At 71.9% G+C, this 17,671-nt stretch carries 13 protein-coding genes; 4 read left to right on the forward strand and 9 right to left on the reverse strand.

What is annotated here, in order from left to right; all coding sequences use genetic code 11:
- Nucleotides 1-34 precede the first annotated feature (34 nt).
- From ACIP5O_RS10190 to ACIP5O_RS10200, 3 genes are all read right to left on the reverse strand, one after another.
- Nucleotides 35-1,126, reverse strand: a complete 1,092-nt coding sequence (locus tag ACIP5O_RS10190; RefSeq protein ID WP_401290886.1) for a DUF1996 domain-containing protein — start codon at nt 1,124-1,126, stop codon at nt 35-37.
- A 145-nt stretch (nt 1,127-1,271) separates the two neighbouring features.
- On the reverse strand, nt 1,272-3,440 hold the full coding sequence (locus ACIP5O_RS10195) for a discoidin domain-containing protein (protein WP_401290888.1): 2,169 nt from the start codon (nt 3,438-3,440) through the stop codon (nt 1,272-1,274).
- Nucleotides 3,441-3,567: 127 nt separating this feature from the next.
- Nucleotides 3,568-5,763, reverse strand: coding sequence for a discoidin domain-containing protein (locus ACIP5O_RS10200; protein ID WP_401290891.1), 2,196 nt, complete (start codon nt 5,761-5,763; stop codon nt 3,568-3,570).
- Nucleotides 5,764-5,953: 190 nt separating this feature from the next.
- Between ACIP5O_RS10200 and ACIP5O_RS10205 the strand changes: the two genes are divergently transcribed.
- Entirely contained in the window at nt 5,954-6,973 is a 1,020-nt protein-coding gene (locus ACIP5O_RS10205) for a LacI family DNA-binding transcriptional regulator (protein WP_401290893.1), read from the forward strand.
- A gap of 121 nt (nt 6,974-7,094) precedes the next feature.
- Here ACIP5O_RS10205 and ACIP5O_RS10210 read toward each other — a convergent pair whose 3' ends face one another.
- The 4 genes from ACIP5O_RS10210 to ACIP5O_RS10225 are packed head-to-tail and all read right to left on the reverse strand — an operon-like array spanning nt 7,095 to nt 11,690.
- Nucleotides 7,095-8,471 carry a GH1 family beta-glucosidase gene (locus ACIP5O_RS10210; RefSeq protein WP_401290894.1) on the reverse strand — a complete coding sequence of 459 codons (1,377 nt, stop codon included), beginning with the start codon at nt 8,469-8,471 and terminating at the stop codon, nt 7,095-7,097.
- Between the two features lie 35 nt (nt 8,472-8,506).
- Nucleotides 8,507-9,346 carry a carbohydrate ABC transporter permease gene (locus ACIP5O_RS10215; protein ID WP_401291001.1) on the reverse strand — a complete coding sequence of 280 codons (840 nt, stop codon included), beginning with the start codon at nt 9,344-9,346 and terminating at the stop codon, nt 8,507-8,509.
- 34 nt (nt 9,347-9,380) lie between these two features.
- Nucleotides 9,381-10,373: a sugar ABC transporter permease gene (locus tag ACIP5O_RS10220; RefSeq protein WP_365549349.1), complete on the reverse strand. Its 993-nt coding sequence runs from the start codon at nt 10,371-10,373 to the stop codon at nt 9,381-9,383.
- A 12-nt stretch (nt 10,374-10,385) separates the two neighbouring features.
- The gene (locus ACIP5O_RS10225; RefSeq protein WP_401290898.1) at nt 10,386-11,690 is read right to left on the reverse strand and encodes an ABC transporter substrate-binding protein; all 1,305 of its coding nucleotides are present in this window, start codon (nt 11,688-11,690) and stop codon (nt 10,386-10,388) included.
- 170 nt (nt 11,691-11,860) lie between these two features.
- Here ACIP5O_RS10225 and ACIP5O_RS10230 point away from each other — a divergent pair, with 170 nt between their 5' ends.
- Nucleotides 11,861-13,168, forward strand: a complete 1,308-nt coding sequence (locus tag ACIP5O_RS10230) for an ROK family protein (RefSeq protein ID WP_401290901.1) — start codon at nt 11,861-11,863, stop codon at nt 13,166-13,168.
- A gap of 66 nt (nt 13,169-13,234) precedes the next feature.
- Complete coding sequence (locus tag ACIP5O_RS10235) at nt 13,235-13,489, forward strand: LapA family protein (protein ID WP_401290903.1); 255 nt, start codon at nt 13,235-13,237, stop codon at nt 13,487-13,489.
- A 9-nt stretch (nt 13,490-13,498) separates the two neighbouring features.
- On the opposite strand, the gene ACIP5O_RS10240 is transcribed toward ACIP5O_RS10235, so the two are convergent.
- Nucleotides 13,499-14,647, reverse strand: a complete 1,149-nt coding sequence (locus ACIP5O_RS10240; RefSeq protein WP_401290905.1) for an acetate/propionate family kinase — start codon at nt 14,645-14,647, stop codon at nt 13,499-13,501.
- 228 nt (nt 14,648-14,875) lie between these two features.
- On the opposite strand from ACIP5O_RS10240, the gene ACIP5O_RS10245 reads away from it, so the two are divergent.
- Nucleotides 14,876-16,717 carry a thiamine pyrophosphate-requiring protein gene (locus tag ACIP5O_RS10245; protein WP_401290908.1) on the forward strand — a complete coding sequence of 614 codons (1,842 nt, stop codon included), beginning with the start codon at nt 14,876-14,878 and terminating at the stop codon, nt 16,715-16,717.
- Nucleotides 16,718-16,816: 99 nt separating this feature from the next.
- On the opposite strand, the gene ACIP5O_RS10250 is transcribed toward ACIP5O_RS10245, so the two are convergent.
- The gene (locus ACIP5O_RS10250) at nt 16,817-17,617 is read right to left on the reverse strand and encodes an SDR family NAD(P)-dependent oxidoreductase (RefSeq protein WP_401290911.1); all 801 of its coding nucleotides are present in this window, start codon (nt 17,615-17,617) and stop codon (nt 16,817-16,819) included.
- Nucleotides 17,618-17,671 lie beyond the last annotated feature (54 nt).

Raw genomic sequence — 17,671 nt, forward strand, 5'->3', positions numbered from 1 at the left:
CGCCGGCCGGCGCCGGTGGTGTGCGGGTGTCGGGTCAGGGCAGGCGGTGGTTCTCGTCCAGCACGACACCGCGCTCGGGGCGGTACAGGTCGAAGCCGCGCGTGTCGCACTGCAGGCCGCCGACGATGCAGTGGTCGACCAGGGCCTTGAGGGTGCGCTCCTCCCACGCGTTGAAGAAGTCGTAGTGGAAGGAGTAGCCGCGGCCGCTGGCCAGGCGGACCTGGCTCATGTCACCGTTGACCGGCCACGCCATCTTGAACTCGATCATCGGCAGGGCGACCGGGTGGGAGGCGGGGCACATGTTGTCGTTGGTGCCGGGCTTGACCACCGGGTAGGCCATGTGGCTCTTGTGGTCCGGGGTGTCGAGGTACTTTCCGTCCCAGCAGCTGGGGGCCTGCATGCGCAGGTTCAGCTGGACGTCGGGCCGGCTCGGACAGCTCGCCGGGATGTCGGTGTTGAAGAAGCTGTCGCCGCACTCCCAGCCCTCGACGAAGCCCTTGTGCGCGCGGAACTCCTGGGCGGTCTGCGTCGGGTTGCCGACGACGAAGCGGAGGCCCTTCGGGAAGGGTCGTACGCTCCGGTAGTCGGTGACGCCGGCCTTGTAGTAGATGACCTGCGGGCCCACCGGCAGGATCTTCTGGTCGCCCTTGTACAGCGAGGGCATCCAGTAGGCGGAGGCGTCCGCGGGCGCCTTGCAGGTGGTGCTGCCTCCGTAGAGCGAGCCGGTGGTGCTGGCGGCGTTGGTGGAGGTGTTGCCCATGAACGTGTGGTCGTGGGACTTGCCGAACTGGCCCGGGTAGACGATCGGGTCGTCCGGCGCGGTGTGGGTGACGGAGCAGCCGGCCTGGAACTCGTGGTGGTAGGCCGGCGGCGGGGTGGCCGTGGACGGGACGACGCCGGTGACCTGGGGTACGGCCGGGATGTAGCCGTCCCCGTCGGCGTCGTCGCCCGACGCCTGGGTGGAGGCGGCCATCTGGTGCCCGGTGTGGTTGACGGCCGCGGCGACGGCGGCCGGGACACCGGCCTGCGGGTCGGTGGCCTGGGCGATGGTGCCGATGCCGAGGGCGCCGGCGATGAGAGCGGTGCTGACGAGGAGTACGGAGAGCCGCTTCGGACTCGATCTCATGGGGATCTCCTGCCCGTGGGGGTGGTGTCGCGCGCACGCGGGGGTGCCACGCGAGCGGTGTGGTGGTTTCCCGTGCGGTGGTGCCGGGGTGGCGGGGCCGAGCGGCGGGCCCCGCCACCCGTCATGGGGGGGGCGGCGCCGGCCGTCAGGCGTAGACGCCGAACTCGTGGAGCGAGTAGCCCCAGCCGGTGCCGCGTGCGGTGAGCTGGAGCTTGACGTACCGGGCGGTGGCACCGGTCTCGATGGTGTCGATGTCACCGTTGCCGGTGGTGGTGGCGTGGAGGGTGCGCCAGGCGTTGCCGTCGTCGGAGACCTGCACCTCGTAGGACTTGGCGTAGGCGGGGTCCCAGACGAGCTGGAGGCGGTTGAAGGAGCGCACGGAGCCGAGGTCGACCCGGATCCACTGCGGGTCGCTCCAGTCGCTGGCCCAGCGGGTGGCGGTGTTGCCGTCGGTGGCGTTGGAGGCGGGGCAGGGGCAGTCGCCGTAGGAGGCCTGCGCGGAGGAGGCGGTGGTGGGCTTCCCCAGGGCGATGTTGGTGCCGGCGACGGGCGGGGCGACGACCTTGACGGACTTGGTCTCGATGCCGGCGTTGCCGCGGCCGTCCTCGGCCTGGATATAGACCTTCCAGACGCCGAGCTTCTCGGGCGCGGTGACGGCGAAGGTGCCGTTGCCCAGGGAGCGGTACTGCGCGTCGACGAGCCGCTTGTCGCCGTTGGCGTAGTTCCCGCTGAGGTAGATCTTGGGCGTGACGGGGTCGCCGTCGGGGTCGCGGATGTCGGCGCGGACCGTGAGCTCGCGTCCGGCCGGGGCCGCGGAGGCCGGGGTGACGGTCATGTTGGTGATGACCGGCGGGGTGTTGTCGCCCGTGGTGGAGCCGGTGTAGGCCTTCTTGACGGCGTAGTACGAGAGGCGCTTGAGGCCGTCGGGCAGGAGGTTGAACCAGATGCCGCCGAAGTCGTGTTCGAGGCCGTAGTGGAAGAGGGTGGCGCCGAGGGCGACGCCCTGGTGGCCGGTGACGCAGCCCCACGCCTTGGTGTAGCCGTCGGCCTTCTGGACGTCGGTCGGCTCGTCCGGGATGCCGTTGGCGTCGTTGGGGACCTCCCACTCGCCGGCGGGGCCGCCCTCGGTGATGACGTACGGCTTGGTGTAGCCGCCGTCGATCCAGTCCTGGCGCACCTTGCAGAGGTTGCCGTAGGAGTTCATCGAGTACAGGTCGAGGTCGGGGGCGTTGCGCTTGTAGTACGGCCAGGCGCCGGTCCAGGCGTCGGTGGAGGTGACGGGGTGGTCGGGGTCGATGGAGTGGATCTTCTTGGCGACGTCGTTGACGAAGGTCGTGTACGCGTTGCGCTGGGCTTCGAGTTCGGTGCCGCCGTAGCAGTTCTGCAGGCCGAGGACGGACTCGTTGCCGACGTTCCACATGAGGGTCGCCGGGTGGGACTTGTAGGTGTCGACCCACTTGGCGAACTCGGTGAGCGCGTTGTTCTTGTACGCGGTGTCCGTGACGTAGTTGACGCAGCCGCCGGCGCCGGGGCCGCCGCCGGGCTGGAGCCAGAAGCCGTTGATGACCTTGAGGCCCTGGGCGGCCGCCGCGTCGAGCAGGGGCTTGCTGGCGGCGTCCGTCCCCCAGGTCCGGACGGTGTTGACGCCCATGGACTTCAGGTCCGGCATGTAGCGGGGGGCGTCGGCCATCGCCGGGCCCCAGGTGAGGCCCTTGACGGTGTACGGCTTTCCGCCGACGGTGAGCTGCCAGTTGCCCTGGGAGCCGGTGACCCGGACGGCGCCGCCGGGTCCTGGCTGGGTGGTGCCGCTCTCGCCGTAGACCCGGAACTCCCAGAGGGAGTAGCCGTATCCGCCGGAGCGGGCGACGCCCTGGAGGCGTACGTAGCGGCCGGTGCCGGAGACCGCCAGTTCGTCGGTGCCGCCGTCGCCGGCGGTGACGGACTTGACGGTGCGCCAGTCGGTGCCGTTGTCGGAGAGCTGGATGTCGTAGGCCTTGCCGTAGGCGCCCTCCCAGTTCAGGACGACGCGGCTGATGTTCGCGCTCGCGCCGAGGTCGACCTGGAGCCACTGGTTGTCGCTCCACTGGCTGGCCCAGCGGGTGCCGGTGAGGTCGCCGTCGACGGCGGCGGACGCGGCGTAGGCGGCGCCCTCGGTGGAGGAGGCGGTGGCGGTCTTCCCCTGGGAGAGGAGGGATTCGGCGGCGGTGGCGGGCGCCGCGGTCAGCACGGTGGCGGAGGTGGCGAGCAGGGCGCCGAGGGACACGAGCGAGGCCGTGGTGCGGGCCCGCCTTCGTGCGGTCGAAGCGGTGGTCATGGACTTCTCCTGGACGGAGGGGAGGGAGGGGGTTGCCTTCCGGGCGGCGTGGCGGGGACTTGTGACGCCGCCCGGAAGGAGTGGGGAGGGCCGGGACGCGCCGGTCGGGCGCGTCCCGGCGGGACCGTCAGGGGAAGGAGACGACGGTCGAGGGCACGGTGGAGGTGCCGGCCGGGACCGTGGAGGCGCCGGTGTCGTTGATGACGTGGTTGTAGTGGCCCATGCCGCCGAGGGAGACCACCAGGAGGCTGTGGAACTTCACGCCCGGCTTGACGGGTGCCTTGAAGCCGTGGTCCTGGCGGATGTTCGGGTCGACGTTGTAGTTGCAGTAGCTGCCGAGGCCCCAGGCCTCGTGGGTGTTCACGGAGTCGTCGACCCGGTAGGCGGCGTAGCCCTTCGTGGTGCCGTTCTGGATGGCGGCCTGGTTGGGGGCGTCGTACGCCTTCTCGTTCTGGTAGAAGATCGTGCGGCCGCGCTCGCCGTACCACTCGACGTCGTACTTGTTGAAGTGCTCGACGAACAGGCCGGTGGCGAGCACGTCGTCGCCGTTGACGCGGACGCCGTAGTCGGCGCGGTTGGTCTCCCAGCCGACGCCCTCGCCGTGGTCGGCGCGCCAGATCCAGGTGTGGTCGATGATCGCGTCGTCGCTGTTCACGACCACGCTGGTGGTGGCCTTGCCGGCGCCGGCGCCGCCGACGCGGACGTAGACGTCCTGCACGGTGGTGGGGTTGGCGGCGTGGTCCGCGGAGGCGTTCTGCGGGCCGACCTCCAGGAGGGTCGGGGAGTTGACCGGACCGGCGTCGATCAGGAAGCCGGCGAGCCGGACGCCGTCGACGTCGGCGACCCTCATCGCGGTGACGCCGTTGTCCGGGATGATCGTGGCGAGGCCGAGGCCGAGCACGATGGTGTCGGCGCGGTTCACGTTGATGGTCTGGTCGACGTGGTAGACGCCCGGGGTGAAGAGCAGGTGCAGGCCCTGGGCGAGCGCCTGGTTGATGGTGGCGGCGGTGGCGCCCGGCTTGACCACGTAGAACTGGCTGAGCGGAACGGACGTGCCCTGCGGGGTGCCGTTGGCCCAGGTGGTGCCGCGGGCGTTCACGCGCTTGGCGGGCGCGAAGACCTTGTACTCGTTGCCGTCGAGGTACAGGTAGGGCTTCTCGCGGGAGACCGGGGTGGTGTCGAGCGTGGTGTAGCGCGGCTCCGGGAAGGAGGTCGCCGGGGCGCCCTCGACGCCCGAGAACGTCTGGTTCCAGACGCTGTTGGACCAGCCGCCGATGGAGCTGTCCCGGGTGTACCACTGCTGCTGCGAGTAGTTGCCGATCTGGCCGTCGACCTTGGAGTCGGCGATGTAGCCGCCGCTGGCCCAGCCGTAGCCGTTCGGGGCGAGGTTGAGGCCGCCCTTGACGTGCATGCGGCGGAAGGAGGAGGCCTGGGAGACGGCCCAGCGGTCGGTGCCGCTGACCGGGTTGAGGGTCAGGCCCTCGGCGCCGCGCCAGAAGTTCTGGGTGGCGTTGCCGTTGAACCAGCCGGCGTCGACGGTCACGTCGCCGTTGATGGTGGTGTCGCCGGGGCGCAGACCGAGGCCGGCGATCTGGGTGTAGAAGCCGATCTGGGCGTTGAGGCCGTTGTACGTGCCGGGCTTGAAGAGGAAGGCGTGCCGGCCGTTGCCGAACTGGGCCGACTCCTGCTGTTGGAAGACCTGGTCCAGCTTGGCCTGGATGCCGGGGGTGGAGGGGTCGAAGACGTGCACGTTGGGGCCGAGGTCGCCGCCGCCGGGGAGGGTGGGGCCGGTGCCGTCGGTGGTGCCGTACACCTGGAACTCCCAGAGGGAGAAGCCGTATCCGGTGGCGCGGGTCTGGCCGTTCATGCGGACGTAGCGGCCGGTGCCGGAGAGGGAGACCTCGTCGGTGCCGCCGTCGCCGGCGGTGACGGTGGCGACGGTCCGCCAGTCGGTGCCGTTCTCGGAGGCCTGGATCTGGTAGCCCTTGCCGTAGGCGCCTTCCCAGGTGAGCGTGGCGCTGCTGAGCGTGGCGCTGCGGCCGAGGTCGACCTGGAGCCACTGGTTGTCGCTCCACTGGCTGGCCCAGCGGGTGCCGGTGAGGTTCCCGTCGACGGCGGCGGACGCGGCGTAGGCGGCGCCCTCGGTCGAGGAGGCGGTGGCGGTCTTCCCCTGGGAGAGCAGGGTGGGGGCCGCTTGGGCCGTCGTGGCGGGACCGAGGGCGAGCAGGCCGCCGGCCAGGGACGCGACGAGGGCGCCGACGGTGGCCCGTCGGACGGTGGGGGCGGGACGCCGGAGGACCGGCGGGGACCCGACGGAGGACATGGGTCTCCTCTGGGATACATGGGGGAAACGTGGGAGAGCGCTCTCCGAAACCTTGCATGCAGGGCCCGTGGACGGTCAAGGCGTGTGACACGACTTTTCTTTTGGCTTTCATTAAGTCACGACACCTATGGGTTCTGGCCGGACCCGGACCGTTCCCCCACCGGACGCGCGACACCGTTAAAGTGCGGAGGTGGGGAATCGAGCACCGACTCTGGAAGACGTCGCACGTGAGGCGGGGGTCTCGCGCGCCACGGTGTCCCGCGTCGTCAACGGGGTGCGGAACGTGGCCCCCGACATCCAGCGCAGCGTGCGCGACGCCATCGCCCGCACCGGCTACACGCCGAACCAGGCCGCCCGTTCCCTGGTGACGCGGCGGACCGGGGCCGTGGCCCTCGTGCTCTCCGCGCGGGACGGGGCCTTCGCCGCCCGGGTCTTCTCCGACCCGTTCTTCGGGCGCATCGTGGACGGCGTCCTGCCCGTGCTGCGCGAGCGCGCGATCCAGCCGGTGCTGCTCGTCTCCGAGTCGGAGCAGGCCAGGGCCCAGCTCGTGGAGTACCTGCGGCAGGGAGGCGCCGACGGGGCCCTCGTGGTGCCGATCGACGACGAGGACCCGCTGCCGGAGATGCTGGTGGCGGCGGGCCTCCCCACCGTCCTCTTCGGCCGGCCCCGCGACGGCGAGCGGTACGGCTTCGTCGACCTCGACAACGCCGCCGGGGCGCGGCTGGCGGCCGAGCACCTGTGGGCCACCGGGCGGCGGCGCCCCGCGACCATCGCCGCGCCGGTCACCGCCCCCGCGGCGGGCGCGCGCCTGGACGGCTTCCGCCGGGCGCTGGCCGCCCGCGGCGTGACGGACGTGCCCGTCGTGCGGGGCCGGTTCACGGTCGACAGCGGCCGGCGCGCCATGGCCGAGCTGCTGCGGGAGCACCCGGACGTCGACGCGGTGTTCGCCGCGAACGACCTGATGGCCCAGGGCGCCTGCCAGTACCTGCGCGAGCGGGGCGTGGACGTCCCGGGCGCGGTGGCCGTGGTGGGCTTCGACGACTCGGCGGCCGCGCGCAGGGCCCGGCCCCGGCTGACCACCGTGCGCCAGCCGGTGGAGCGCATGGCGGCCGCGATGGCCGGGCTCCTGGTCGAGGAGCTGGAGGGCGTCCGGTCCGGGCCCGCCTCGAAGGTGTTCGCGCCGTCCCTCGTCGTGCGCGAGTCCGCCTGACCGGCCCCGTCGCCCCTCCGGGCCGGGGGCCTCCCCCGGGGAGGAGGGCGTGCGTCGGCCTCCGGAGGGCGCCCGAGCGGTCTCGGGGCGGCCCTCCGGAGGCCGGTGACGGAGTGCCGGTTCAGCCGGCGGTCGCCTCCCGGTGGGCGCGGATGACGTCCGCGTACCGGCGGCCGCTCGTCTTCACGGTCCGCTTCTGCGTGGCGTAGTCGACGTGGACGAGTCCGAAGCGCTTGTCGTAGCCGTAGGCCCACTCGAAGTTGTCGAGCAGGGACCAGGCGTAGTACCCGGCGAGCGGGACGCCCTTGCGGACGGCGCGGGCGCAGGCCGCGAGGTGCTCCTCCAGGTAGCCGGTGCGCTCCGGGTCGTGGACGGCGCCGTCGGGGCCGACGGTGTCGGGGAAGGCCGAGCCGTTCTCGGTGACGTACAGCTCGCGCACGCCGTAGTCCTCGGTGAGCCGCAGCAGGAGGGCCTCCAGGCCGCCGGCGTCGATCTGCCAGTCCATGCCGCTGCGGGGCACGTCGGGCAGGCGCACTTCGCGGGCGTGCGGGACGGGTCCCTCGGGGTCGTCGGCGACGGTGACCGGGAAGTAGTAGTTGAGGCCGTGCCAGTCGAGCGGGGCGGCGATGAGCTCCGCGTCGCCCGGCTCCTCGGGGAGTTCGACCCCGTACAGCTCGCGCATGTCGGCCGGGAAGCCGCGGCCGTAGACCGGGTCGAGCCACCAGCGGTTGGTGTGGCCGTCCATGCGGGCCGCGGCGGCGAGGTCCTCGGGCCGGTCGGAGGCGGGCGCGACGGTGGAGTGGTTGGTGACCAGGCCGATCCGGGCGCCGGGGGCGGCGGCGCGCAGGGCCTGGGTGGCGAGGCCGTGGCCGAGCAGCAGGTGGTACGAGGCGCGGACGGCGGCCGTGAGGTCGGTGAGGCCCGGGGCCATCCGGCCCTCCAGGTGACCGATCCAGCCCGAGCAGAGCGGCTCGTTGAGGGTGGCCCAGCGGGTGACGCGGTCGCCGAGGCGCTCGGCGACGGCGGTGGTGTAGGCGGCGAGGTGCTCGGCGGTCTCGCGGACGGTCCAGCCGCCCCGGTCCTGGAGGGCCTGCGGCAGGTCCCAGTGGTAGAGGGTGACGGAGGGGGTGATGCCGGCGTCGAGGAGGCCGTCGACGAGCCGGTCGTAGAAGTCGAGCCCGGCCTTGTTGACGGGCCCGTCGCCGCCGGGGACCACGCGGGGCCAGGCGACGGAGAGCCGGTAGGCGTCGGTGCCCAGCTCCTTCATCAGGGCGATGTCCTCGCGCCAGCGGTGGTAGTGGTCGCATGCGGTGTCGCCGTGGTCGCCGTTGTCGATCGCACCGGGGACCCGGGAGAAGGTGTCCCAGATGGAGGGGGCCCGCCCGTCCTCGGCGACGGCGCCCTCGATCTGGTAGGCGGAGGTCGCCGTGCCCCAGGCGAAGGACGGCGGGAAGGCCTCCAGGTCGAGCGCGGGGCGGGGGCCGGTGGATTCGGACACGGAGAACCTCTTCGTGGTCGGTGGGGAGGAGGACGTCACTTGACCGCACCCGCGGTGAGGCCGGCGACGAGGTAGCGCTGGAGGAGCAGGAAGCCGACGACGACGGGGACGCTCACCACCAGGGAGGCGGCCATCACCTGGTTCCAGTAGACGTCGTTCAGGGTGGCGTAGCCCTGGAGGCCGACGGCGAGGGTGCGGGTGGAGTCGGTGGTCATGACGGAGGCGAAGAGGACCTCGCCCCAGGCCGTCATGAAGGCGTAGATCGCGACGGCGACGATGCCGGGCGTCGCGGCCGGGATGATCACGCGGAACAGCGCCTTGATCGGCCCGCAGCCGTCGACCTTGGCCGCCTCGTCCAGCTCGCGCGGGATCGAGTCGAAGTAGCCGGTCAGCATCCAGATGGAGAACGGCAGCGAGAAGGTCAGGTAGGTGAGGATCAGGCCCTCGCGCGAGCCGAAGAGCGCGATGCCGGTGGCGTTGCCGAGGTTGACGTAGATGAGGAAGAGCGGCAGCAGGAAGAGGATGCCGGGGAACATCTGCGTCGAGAGGACCGTCACCGTGAAGACCCGCTTGCCGCGGAAGGAGTAGCGGCTGACGGCGTACGCGGCGAAGATCGCGACGATCACCGAGAGCACCGTGGCCGCGCCCGCGACGACGATCGAGTTCACGAAGTAGTCCGCGAGCGGGACCGTCTCCCAGATGTCGACGTACGGGCGGAGCGTGAGCCCGGTGGGGAACCACTCGAACTTCCCCGAGACGTCCTTGAGGGGCTTCAGGGAGCTGGAGACCATCACGTACACCGGCAGCACCACGAACGCGGTGAGCAGGGTGAGGAAGATCCGCCGGGTCCACAGGAACGAGCGGGGCGCCGCCATGGGCGACCGGGGAGCCGTGCGCCGGGCTGCGTGCTCAGACATCGGAGGTCTTCCTTCCGCGGGTGGTGAGCAGGAGGTAGACGCCCGTGACGACGAGGAGGAAGAGCAGGAGCAGCACGGACATGGCCGAGCCGGTGCCGAAGTTCCACGTCTGGAAGGACGACTGGTAGATGTGGAGCGAGATCAGGTCGGCGGCTTCGGGGGCCGCCTTGCCGAAGAGCACGAACGGCGTGTTGAAGTCGTTGAACGTCCACAGGAACAGGACGAGGACGAGGACCTGGTTGACGGAGCGCAGGGACGGCAGGGTGATGTGCCGGATCTGCTTCCACACGCCGGCGCCGTCGAGGGCGGCGGCCTCGTACATGTCCCGGGGGATGTTCTGCAGTCCCGCCATGACGGTGAGGAAGGCGAAGGGCCAGCCCTTCCAGACGGAGACGATCAGCAGGGCCCAGAAGCTGTTGTCCCCGATGAGCCAGAAGGCGGGGCTGTCGCCGATGCCGAGCTGGTCGTGCAGGACGTGGTTCACCAGGCCGTTGTCGCGCTGGAACATGAACGCCCAGGTGATGACGGCGGCGTAGACCGGCAGGGCGTACGGGACGAGGAAGAGGGTCCGCAGGAAGCCCCGGCCGCGGAAGTTCTCCTGGAGGAAGACGGCGGCGGCCGTCCCCAGGAGCCAGCACAGTCCGACGGAGAGGAGGGTGAACAGACAGGTCGTCAGGAAGGACTTGAGGAGCGCCTGTCCGACGGGGGCGTCGAAGTCGATCGAGACGGCGTAGTTGTCGAACCCGGACCAGGGGGCCTCGGACCAGTTCCGGACGTAGAACTGGGTGAGCTCGCGGAAGCTCATGGTGATGCCCATGAGCATCGGCACGAGGTGGACGAGGAGTTCGAGGAGCAGGGCGGGCAGGAGCAGCAGGTACGGCAGTGCGATGCGGCGGCGCCCGGAGCGGCGCGGGGTGCGCGCCTCTCCGGGTGCGGCCTTGCGCACCGTCCGCTCACTCGGAGGAGTGACGACGGTTTCGGTCATGGTGGGTGCGGCCTACTTCTTGGGCATCTGCTGCTGGGCCTTTTCGAGCTTGGCCCGGACGGACTCGGTGGTGACCGGACGGCCGGCGGCGGCGTCGGCGAAGAGCTCCTTGACCGCGGTGCCGACGACGGTCTCGAACTGGGACTCCTCGGGGACCTGCGGCAGGGCGGCGGCGCTGGTGGCGAGGGTGTCGCGGATGACGGTGAGCGAGGGGTCGGAGAACGCGGCGTCCTGCTGGGCGCTCTTGACCGGCGGGACCGAGCCGTACGCCTTGTTGAGGGCGATCTGCTCCTCGTCGCTCGTCAGGTACTTCACGAACTTCAGCGCGCCGTCGAGGTTCTTGGTGTTCTTGAAGACGGCGAGGTTGATGCCGGCGACCATCGAGTTGGTCTGCTTGCCCTGGCCGGGCTTGCCGGACGGGACGGGGGCGGGGGCGACGCCCCACTCGTCGGGGCCCATGCCCTGCGCGGAGAAGGTCTGCGACGGGGTCTGCCACAGGACCATGCCGGTCTTGTTCTTGGCGAAGTCGCTGAGGGACTGGTTCTGGGCGTACTCGGCGTTGCCGGGGGCCACGATCTTCTGGGCGGCCATGAGGTCGACGTACTGCTTGACGGCGGCGACGGCGCCGTCGGAGGTGAAGTCGGGCTTCCCGTCGGCGGTGAAGAAGTCGGCCCCGTGCTGCTTGCCGAGGACGAAGACCTGGTGGATGTTGTTGGAGAGGTTGGAGCCCTCGACGCCGATGCCGTTCTTGCCCTTCGCGTCGAGCTTCTTGCCGGCCTCGGCCACCTCGTCCCAGGTGGTCGGCGGCTTGGCTATGCCCGCCTCCTTGAAGAGCTGCTTGTTGTAGTAGAGCGCGTAGGCCATGGAGTAGAGCGGGACGGCGGCCGGGTCCTGGCCGGAGACGCCGGTGGAGCCGAGCGCGGAGTCCACGAAGCGGTCCTTGCCGCCGATGGCCCCGAAGTTCTTCTCGTCCCAGGGCAGGAGGGCCCCGGTGGACTGGAGGGAGGCGCTCCAGGTGTTGCCGATGTTGAGGACGTCGGGGCCCTGGCCGGAGGTGGTCGCGGTGAGGATCCGGTTGAGCAGGTCGCTCCAGGGCACGACCTCCAGCTTGACCTTGATGCCGGTCTCCTTCTCGAACTGGTCGAGCTCGGGCTGGAGGACCTTCTTGTCCACCTCGATGCTGGCGCCCTGGTTGGAGGCCCAGTAGGTGAGGGTCTTCGGGGACGATCCGCTGTCTTCTCCCCCGCCGCAGGCGGTGGCGGTGAGGACGAGGGAGAGCGTGACGGCACCGGTGACAGCGGCTCTGATTCTGCGCATGGCTCCTGGGCCCTTTCGGGGACGAGGGAAGGGCCGACACGGGGAGCTCCTGGACCGCTCTCCGTAACATCGGCTTAATTTAGGATGTGAGTTAAACCCCATGAGAAGGTCGCGTCAAGGCTTGTACTGCGGGTATGTTGAAACGAACGACATGAGAGACGGGGACCAGAGTGCACGCGAGAAGTGGCCGCACGGTGCGTGACCTGCGGCGCGAGAACCGCACCGCCGTTCTGCGCAGGCTGTACTTCGACGGACCGATGAGCCGGCTCACGCTGGGCCCCGCCACCGGGCTCAGCTCCGGCTCGGTCAGCAACGTGGTCGCCGAGCTCGTCGCGGAGGGCCTGGTCGAGGAGGCCGGCAGCGTCGACTCGGCCGGCGGACGCCCCCGTACCCTGCTCCGGATCTCCCCCGGCAGCGGCTTCATGATCGGCGTCGACATCGGCGAGACCCGGATCAGGATCGAGCTGTTCGACCTCGCCCTCACCGAACTCGCCCGCACCGAGCTCCCGTTGGCCAGCTCGGGGCCGCGCACCGCGCGCTACGACGTCGACCTCGTCGTGGCGCACCTGCGGGAGGGCATCGCGGAGGTGCTGCGGACCGCGGAGGTGCCCGCCGAGCGTCTGCTCGGCGTCGGCGTCGGCGTGCCCGGCATCGTGGCCCGGACCCCGGAGGACGGCGCGGTCGTGCACGGTCAGACGGTCGGCTGGGACGCCGTCCCGCTGGAGCGGCTGCTGCGCGAGCACGTGGAGCTGCCCGCCTCGGTGCCGTACTGGATCGACAACGGCGCCAAGACCCTCGGCCAGGCCGAGATGTGGTTCGGCGCGGGCAGGGGCGCCCGCAGCGCCGTCGTGGTCCTCTTCGGCTCGGGCGTCGGGGCGTGCGTGGTCACCGACCCCATGGGGCCCGGACGGGCCCTCGAATGGGGGCACTTGACGGTACGGGTACGGGGCCGGCGCTGCCGCTGCGGCTCGCAGGGGTGCCTGGAGGCGTACGCGGGCGCGGAAGCGCTCCTGGAGCGCTGGCGCGAGGCGGGCGGACGGCCTCCGGAGGACGCGGACGAGGAGACGGCCCTGACGGCGATGCTCGCCGCCGCGTACCCGGCCGGGGCCGGCGCCGCCCCCGACGCCACCGCCCTCGCCGTCCTGGAGGAGACCGCCGAGTTCCTCGGCGCCGGATTCGCCGACCTGATCAACCTCTTCCAGCCCGAGCGCATCCTCGTCGGCGGCTGGGCCGGCCTCCAGCTCGGCGCCCGCTTCCTGGAGACCGTGACCGGCTACGCCCGGGAGTACGCCCTGAGGTATCCGGCCAGCCGCACCGGCATCGGCCTGGGCACCCTCGGCCCCGAGGCCGTCACGGTCGGCGCGGCCCTCCTGCCCCTGGTCGACTTCTTCGCGCAGGGCGGCCGCCGCCCCGAGACCGAACCCACCCCGCCCTCCCCCGCCTGGCAGACCGCCCTGCGGGACCGCGTGTCCTCCTGAGACCGGCGGCGGCGTCCTCGCCGCACTCGGACGGCCCGACCGGACGGACCACCCGATACCGATCGCATGGCAGAGGAAACGGCGAAAGAGCACCCGCCGTCGAGCGTGACGGTCAAGGGGCGGGACGTCCGGCTGCGCACCATCGGCTTCCTCCTGCTGGCGGCCCTGGCCATCTGGTTCATCGCCGCCAACACCCGCTCCGTCACCATCCGCCTGTGGGTCCCCGAGGTCACGCTCCCCCTGTGGACCGTCCTCGCGGTCACCCTGCTCGCCGGGATCGCCCTGGGGCTGATCGTCGCCCGCCGCCGGGCCCGGCGCTGACGCCCGCCGTCAGGGCGTCCGCCGCGCACCCGCCGCTCCCCCTCGGCGGCGGGCCAGGAGGGCCCGGGTCTCGCGGTCGACCTGCCGGGCCTCTCCGGTGGGCACGACCAGGACCGGGACCCGCGCACCGGGCTCGCTGACGATCTCGGGGCGTTCGGCGACGAGCGGCCGCAGACCGCCGGTGAGGCCGAGCACGGACAGCCGGGCGCACACCTCCTCGCGCACTTCGGGCTGGTCCTCGCCGATCTCGCCGGTGAAGACCAGGGCGTCGAGCCGGTCCAGGGACGCGGCCGTCGCCGCGATGCCGCGACGGCAGTGGTGGGCGAAGACGTCCAGGGCCAGCGCGGCCCGCTCGTCCCCCGCCGCCCGGGCGCGGACGAGGTCGCGCGTGTCGTCCGAGGTGCCGGAGAGGGCGAGCAGACCGGACTCGTGGTTCAGCGCCTCCTCGACGGCGTCGGCCGTCAGGCCGTGCCGGGTCTGCAGCCACGTCAGGGCGCCGGGGTCCACGCTGCCGCTGCGGTGGCTCATCACCAGGCCCTCCAGCGGGGTGAACCCCATGGTCGTGTCGACGCTGCGCCCCTCCCGCACGGCGCAGGCGGAACAGCCGCCGCCGAGGTGCGCGATCACCAGGTGGAGCCGGTCGGCGGGGCGGCCGAGGAGTTCGGCGGCCCGGTCGAGGGCCCAGGCGTAGGACAGGCCGTGGAAGCCGTAGCGGCGCAGCCCGTACCCCTCGCGCCACTCCTCGGGCACCGCGTACTCCCGTGCGGCGGCGGGCAGACCGGCGTGGAAGACGGTGTCGAAGCAGGCGACGTGCGGGACGTCGGGCAGCAGGTCCCGTGCCGCGTCCAGGACCGTCAGGGCCGGCGGGACGTGCAGCGGCGCGAGGTCGGCCGCCCGGTCCAGGCGGGCGCGGACCCCGTCGTCGACCGGGGTGTGGCCGCGCAGCTCCGGCCCGCCGTGGACGATGCGGTGGCCGACGGCCACCGGGGCGGGCGCCTCGTCGAGGAGGCGCCGCAGGGCGTCCCGGGCCCCCTTCCCCGGCGGGGTGTCGTCGTGGTGCTCGGCGAGCACCTCGCCGTCGTCGCCGAACACGGTCAGACGCAGGCTCGACGATCCCGCGTCGGCCACCAGGACCGGGCCGTTCTCCTGTGGGGACACGCTGCTCCTTCCCCCGGCCCGAGGGTCGGTCCGGGTTCCGCGCGACGACCGCCGCCCTGTGCGCGTCGCGCCCGCCGCCCTGTACGCGTAACACCGGAGGAGGGGCGGGAAACCTCCCCGCCACCCGCGACCGCCGGCCGGCGATGTTTTCGCCCGGCGGGTCGGGGGTTACCCATGGACTGTCCGGCCGCGCCGGCGAGAACCGCCCAGAACAGGAACGGAACCCCCATGACCAGCACGAAGGTGTCCGATCACGTCCTCCTACGGCTGCGGGAGTGGGGGGTGGAGCACGTCTTCGCGTACGCCGGCGACGGGATCAACGGCCTGCTCGCCGCGTGGGGGCGCGCGGACAACAGGCCGAAGTTCGTCCAGGCCCGGCACGAGGAGATGGCCGCCTTCCAGGCGGTCGGGTACGCGAAGTTCTCCGGAAAGGTGGGCGTGTGCGCGGCGACCTCCGGACCGGGGGCGATCCACCTGCTCAACGGTCTGTACGACGCCAAGCTGGACCACGTCCCGGTCGTGGCGCTGGTCGGGCAGACCAACCGCAGCGCGATGGGCGGCTCGTACCAGCAGGAGGTGGACCTGCAGAGCCTGTACAAGGACGTCGCCTCCGACTTCTGCGAGACCGCGACGGTCCCCGAGCAGCTGCCGAACCTGATCGACCGGGCGATGCGGACCGCGTACGCCCGGCGCACCGTGACCGCGGTCATCCTCCCGGCCGACGTGCAGGAACTGGACTACAGCCCGCCGACGCACGCCTTCAAGATGGTCCCCTCCAGCCTGGGCATGAGCGACTACGCCCCGGTGCCGGCGGACGCGGACGTGGCACGGGCGGCGGAGGTCCTGAACTCCGGCGAGAGGGTCGCCGTCCTCATCGGGCAGGGGGCGCGCGGTGCGCGCGGCGAGGTGGAACGGCTCGCGGACGTCCTGGGGGCGGGAGTGGCCAAGGCACTGCTCGGCAAGGACGCGCTGCCCGACGACCTGCCGTACGTGACCGGCTCCATCGGCCTGCTCGGCACCCGGCCGTCGTACGAGCTGATGCGGGAGTGCGACACCCTGCTCGTGATCGGCTCCAGCTTCCCGTACGCGCAGTTCCTGCCGGAGTTCGACCAGGCGCGGGCGGTGCAGATCGACCGCGACCCGCACATGATCGGACTGCGCTACCCCTTCGAGGTGAACCTCGTCGGCGACGCGCGCGAGACCCTCCAGCGGCTGCTGCCGCGCCTGCACCGCAAGACCGACCGGACCTGGCGGGAGAAGGTCGAGGACGACGTCGCCCGCTGGTGGGAGGTCATGCAGCGGCGCGCCGCCGTGGACGCCGACCCGGTCAACCCCGAGTACGTGGTCCACGCCCTGGACGGCAGGCTGCCCGACAACGCGATCCTGACCGCCGACTCCGGCTCCGCCGCCAACTGGTACGCCCGGCACCTGCGGCTGCGCGGCTCCATGCGCGGTTCGCTGTCCGGCACGCTGGCGACGATGGGGCCCGGCGTGCCGTACGCGATCGGCGCGAAGTTCGCCCATCCCGACCGGCCCGCGATCGCGATCGTCGGCGACGGCGCGATGCAGATGAACGGCATGATGGAGATGGTCACGGCGGCGAAGTACCACCACGAGTGGTCCGACCCGCGCCTGATCGTGGCCGTCCTCAACAACGGCGACCTCAACCAGGTCACCTGGGAGATGCGCGCCATGACCGGCGCCCCGCAGTTCGAGGAGTCCCAGCACCTCCCCGACCTGCCCTACGCCGACATCGCCCGGAGCATCGGTCTCGACGGGGTGCGGGTCGAGAAGCCCAAGCACGTCGAGGCGGCCTGGGACCGGGCCCTCGCCGCCGACCGGCCCTTCGTCATCGACTTCCGCACCGACCCCGCCGTACCGCCGATCCCCCCGCACGCGACCCTGGACCAGATCGAGGCGGCGGCCGCGGCCGTCCTCCAGGGCGACAGCGACCGGGGCGCCGTGCTCAAGCAGGGCCTCAAGGCCAAGGTCCAGGAGTTCCTCCCCGGCACCCGCCACCGCCACGACCGCCCCGGCGCCGGACGGGACGACAGCGCCCCGGGGAAGTAGGGACCGCCCCGGAGCGACCGCCCCGGGGCGACCGATCCGGGGCGACCGATCCGGAACGGCCGGTCCGGGGCGGCTGCCCCCGCCCTTCGCCGGCCGCTCCTACTTCCCGTCGCCGGAGCCGGGTTCGGCCATCTTCCGGTGGGCCTCCGCCTTCAGGCTGTCGGGCAGCACCTTGTTGGCGGCGGCCTGCGCCTTGGTCTTGACCGAGCCCGCGACGATCTTGTCCTTGCCGGAGAAGAGGGCGTCCAGGCCCTGCCGCGCGACCTGGGCGGGATCGTCCTTGTCCTGCTGTCCGACCTTGGTGTCGTCCATGTCGGCGCGGTGGAAGAAGTCGGTCTCGGTCGGGCCGGGCATCAGGGAGGTCAGGGTGACGGCCGTGTCCTCGAGTTCGTTCTGCAGGGCCTCCGTGAAGGACTGCAGGAAGGACTTGGACGCGTTGTACACGGCCTGGAAGGAGCCCGGCATCGTCGAGGCGATGGACGAGGTGACGAGGACGCGGCCCCGGTCGCGGGCGGCCATGTCACGGAGGGTCAGCTTGGCCAGGTGGACGGTGGAGCGGACGTTGAGGTCGATGATCTCCAGCTCGTCCGCCAGGTCGGTGTCGACGAACGCCCCGCCCTGCCCGACACCGGCGTTCAGGACGACGACGTCGAGCGGCCGGCCGAGGCCGGTGGCCGCCGCGAAGAGGCGTTCGGTCTGCTCCGGGTCGCGCAGGTCGGCCCGGACCACCTCCACCCGCGCCCCGGCCGCCCGGACCTGCTGGGCCGCCTGCTGGAGCCGTGCGTCGTCCTCGGCGTTGACGACGAGGTCGTAGCCGCGTTCGGCCAGCTGCCTGGCCAGCTCGAAGCCGATGCCGCTGGAGGCGCCGGTGACGAGGGCGAGGGGCCTGGTGTCGCTCATGTGCGATCGCTTTCGGTTCGGGTGTCGGGACGGCACGGCTCCGGCGGGCGCCGG

Source organism: Streptomyces sp. NPDC088915, from assembly GCF_044749825.1.
GTDB lineage: Bacteria > Actinomycetota > Actinomycetes > Streptomycetales > Streptomycetaceae > Streptomyces.

Excerpts from the sequence above, each read along its gene's own strand:
- ACIP5O_RS10190 (WP_401290886.1), bottom strand. The coding sequence starts at position 1,126 with ATGAGATCGAGTCCGAAGCGGCTCTCCGTACTCCTCGTCAGCACCGCT.
- ACIP5O_RS10195 (WP_401290888.1), bottom strand. The coding sequence starts at position 3,440 with ATGACCACCGCTTCGACCGCACGAAGGCGGGCCCGCACCACGGCCTCG.
- ACIP5O_RS10200 (WP_401290891.1), bottom strand. The coding sequence starts at position 5,763 with ATGTCCTCCGTCGGGTCCCCGCCGGTCCTCCGGCGTCCCGCCCCCACC.
- ACIP5O_RS10215 (WP_401291001.1), bottom strand. The coding sequence starts at position 9,346 with ATGGCGGCGCCCCGCTCGTTCCTGTGGACCCGGCGGATCTTCCTCACC.
- ACIP5O_RS10220 (WP_365549349.1), bottom strand. The coding sequence starts at position 10,373 with ATGACCGAAACCGTCGTCACTCCTCCGAGTGAGCGGACGGTGCGCAAG.
- ACIP5O_RS10225 (WP_401290898.1), bottom strand. The coding sequence starts at position 11,690 with ATGCGCAGAATCAGAGCCGCTGTCACCGGTGCCGTCACGCTCTCCCTC.
- ACIP5O_RS10235 (WP_401290903.1), top strand. The coding sequence starts at position 13,235 with ATGGCAGAGGAAACGGCGAAAGAGCACCCGCCGTCGAGCGTGACGGTC.
- ACIP5O_RS10245 (WP_401290908.1), top strand. The coding sequence starts at position 14,876 with ATGACCAGCACGAAGGTGTCCGATCACGTCCTCCTACGGCTGCGGGAG.
- ACIP5O_RS10250 (WP_401290911.1), bottom strand. The coding sequence starts at position 17,617 with ATGAGCGACACCAGGCCCCTCGCCCTCGTCACCGGCGCCTCCAGCGGC.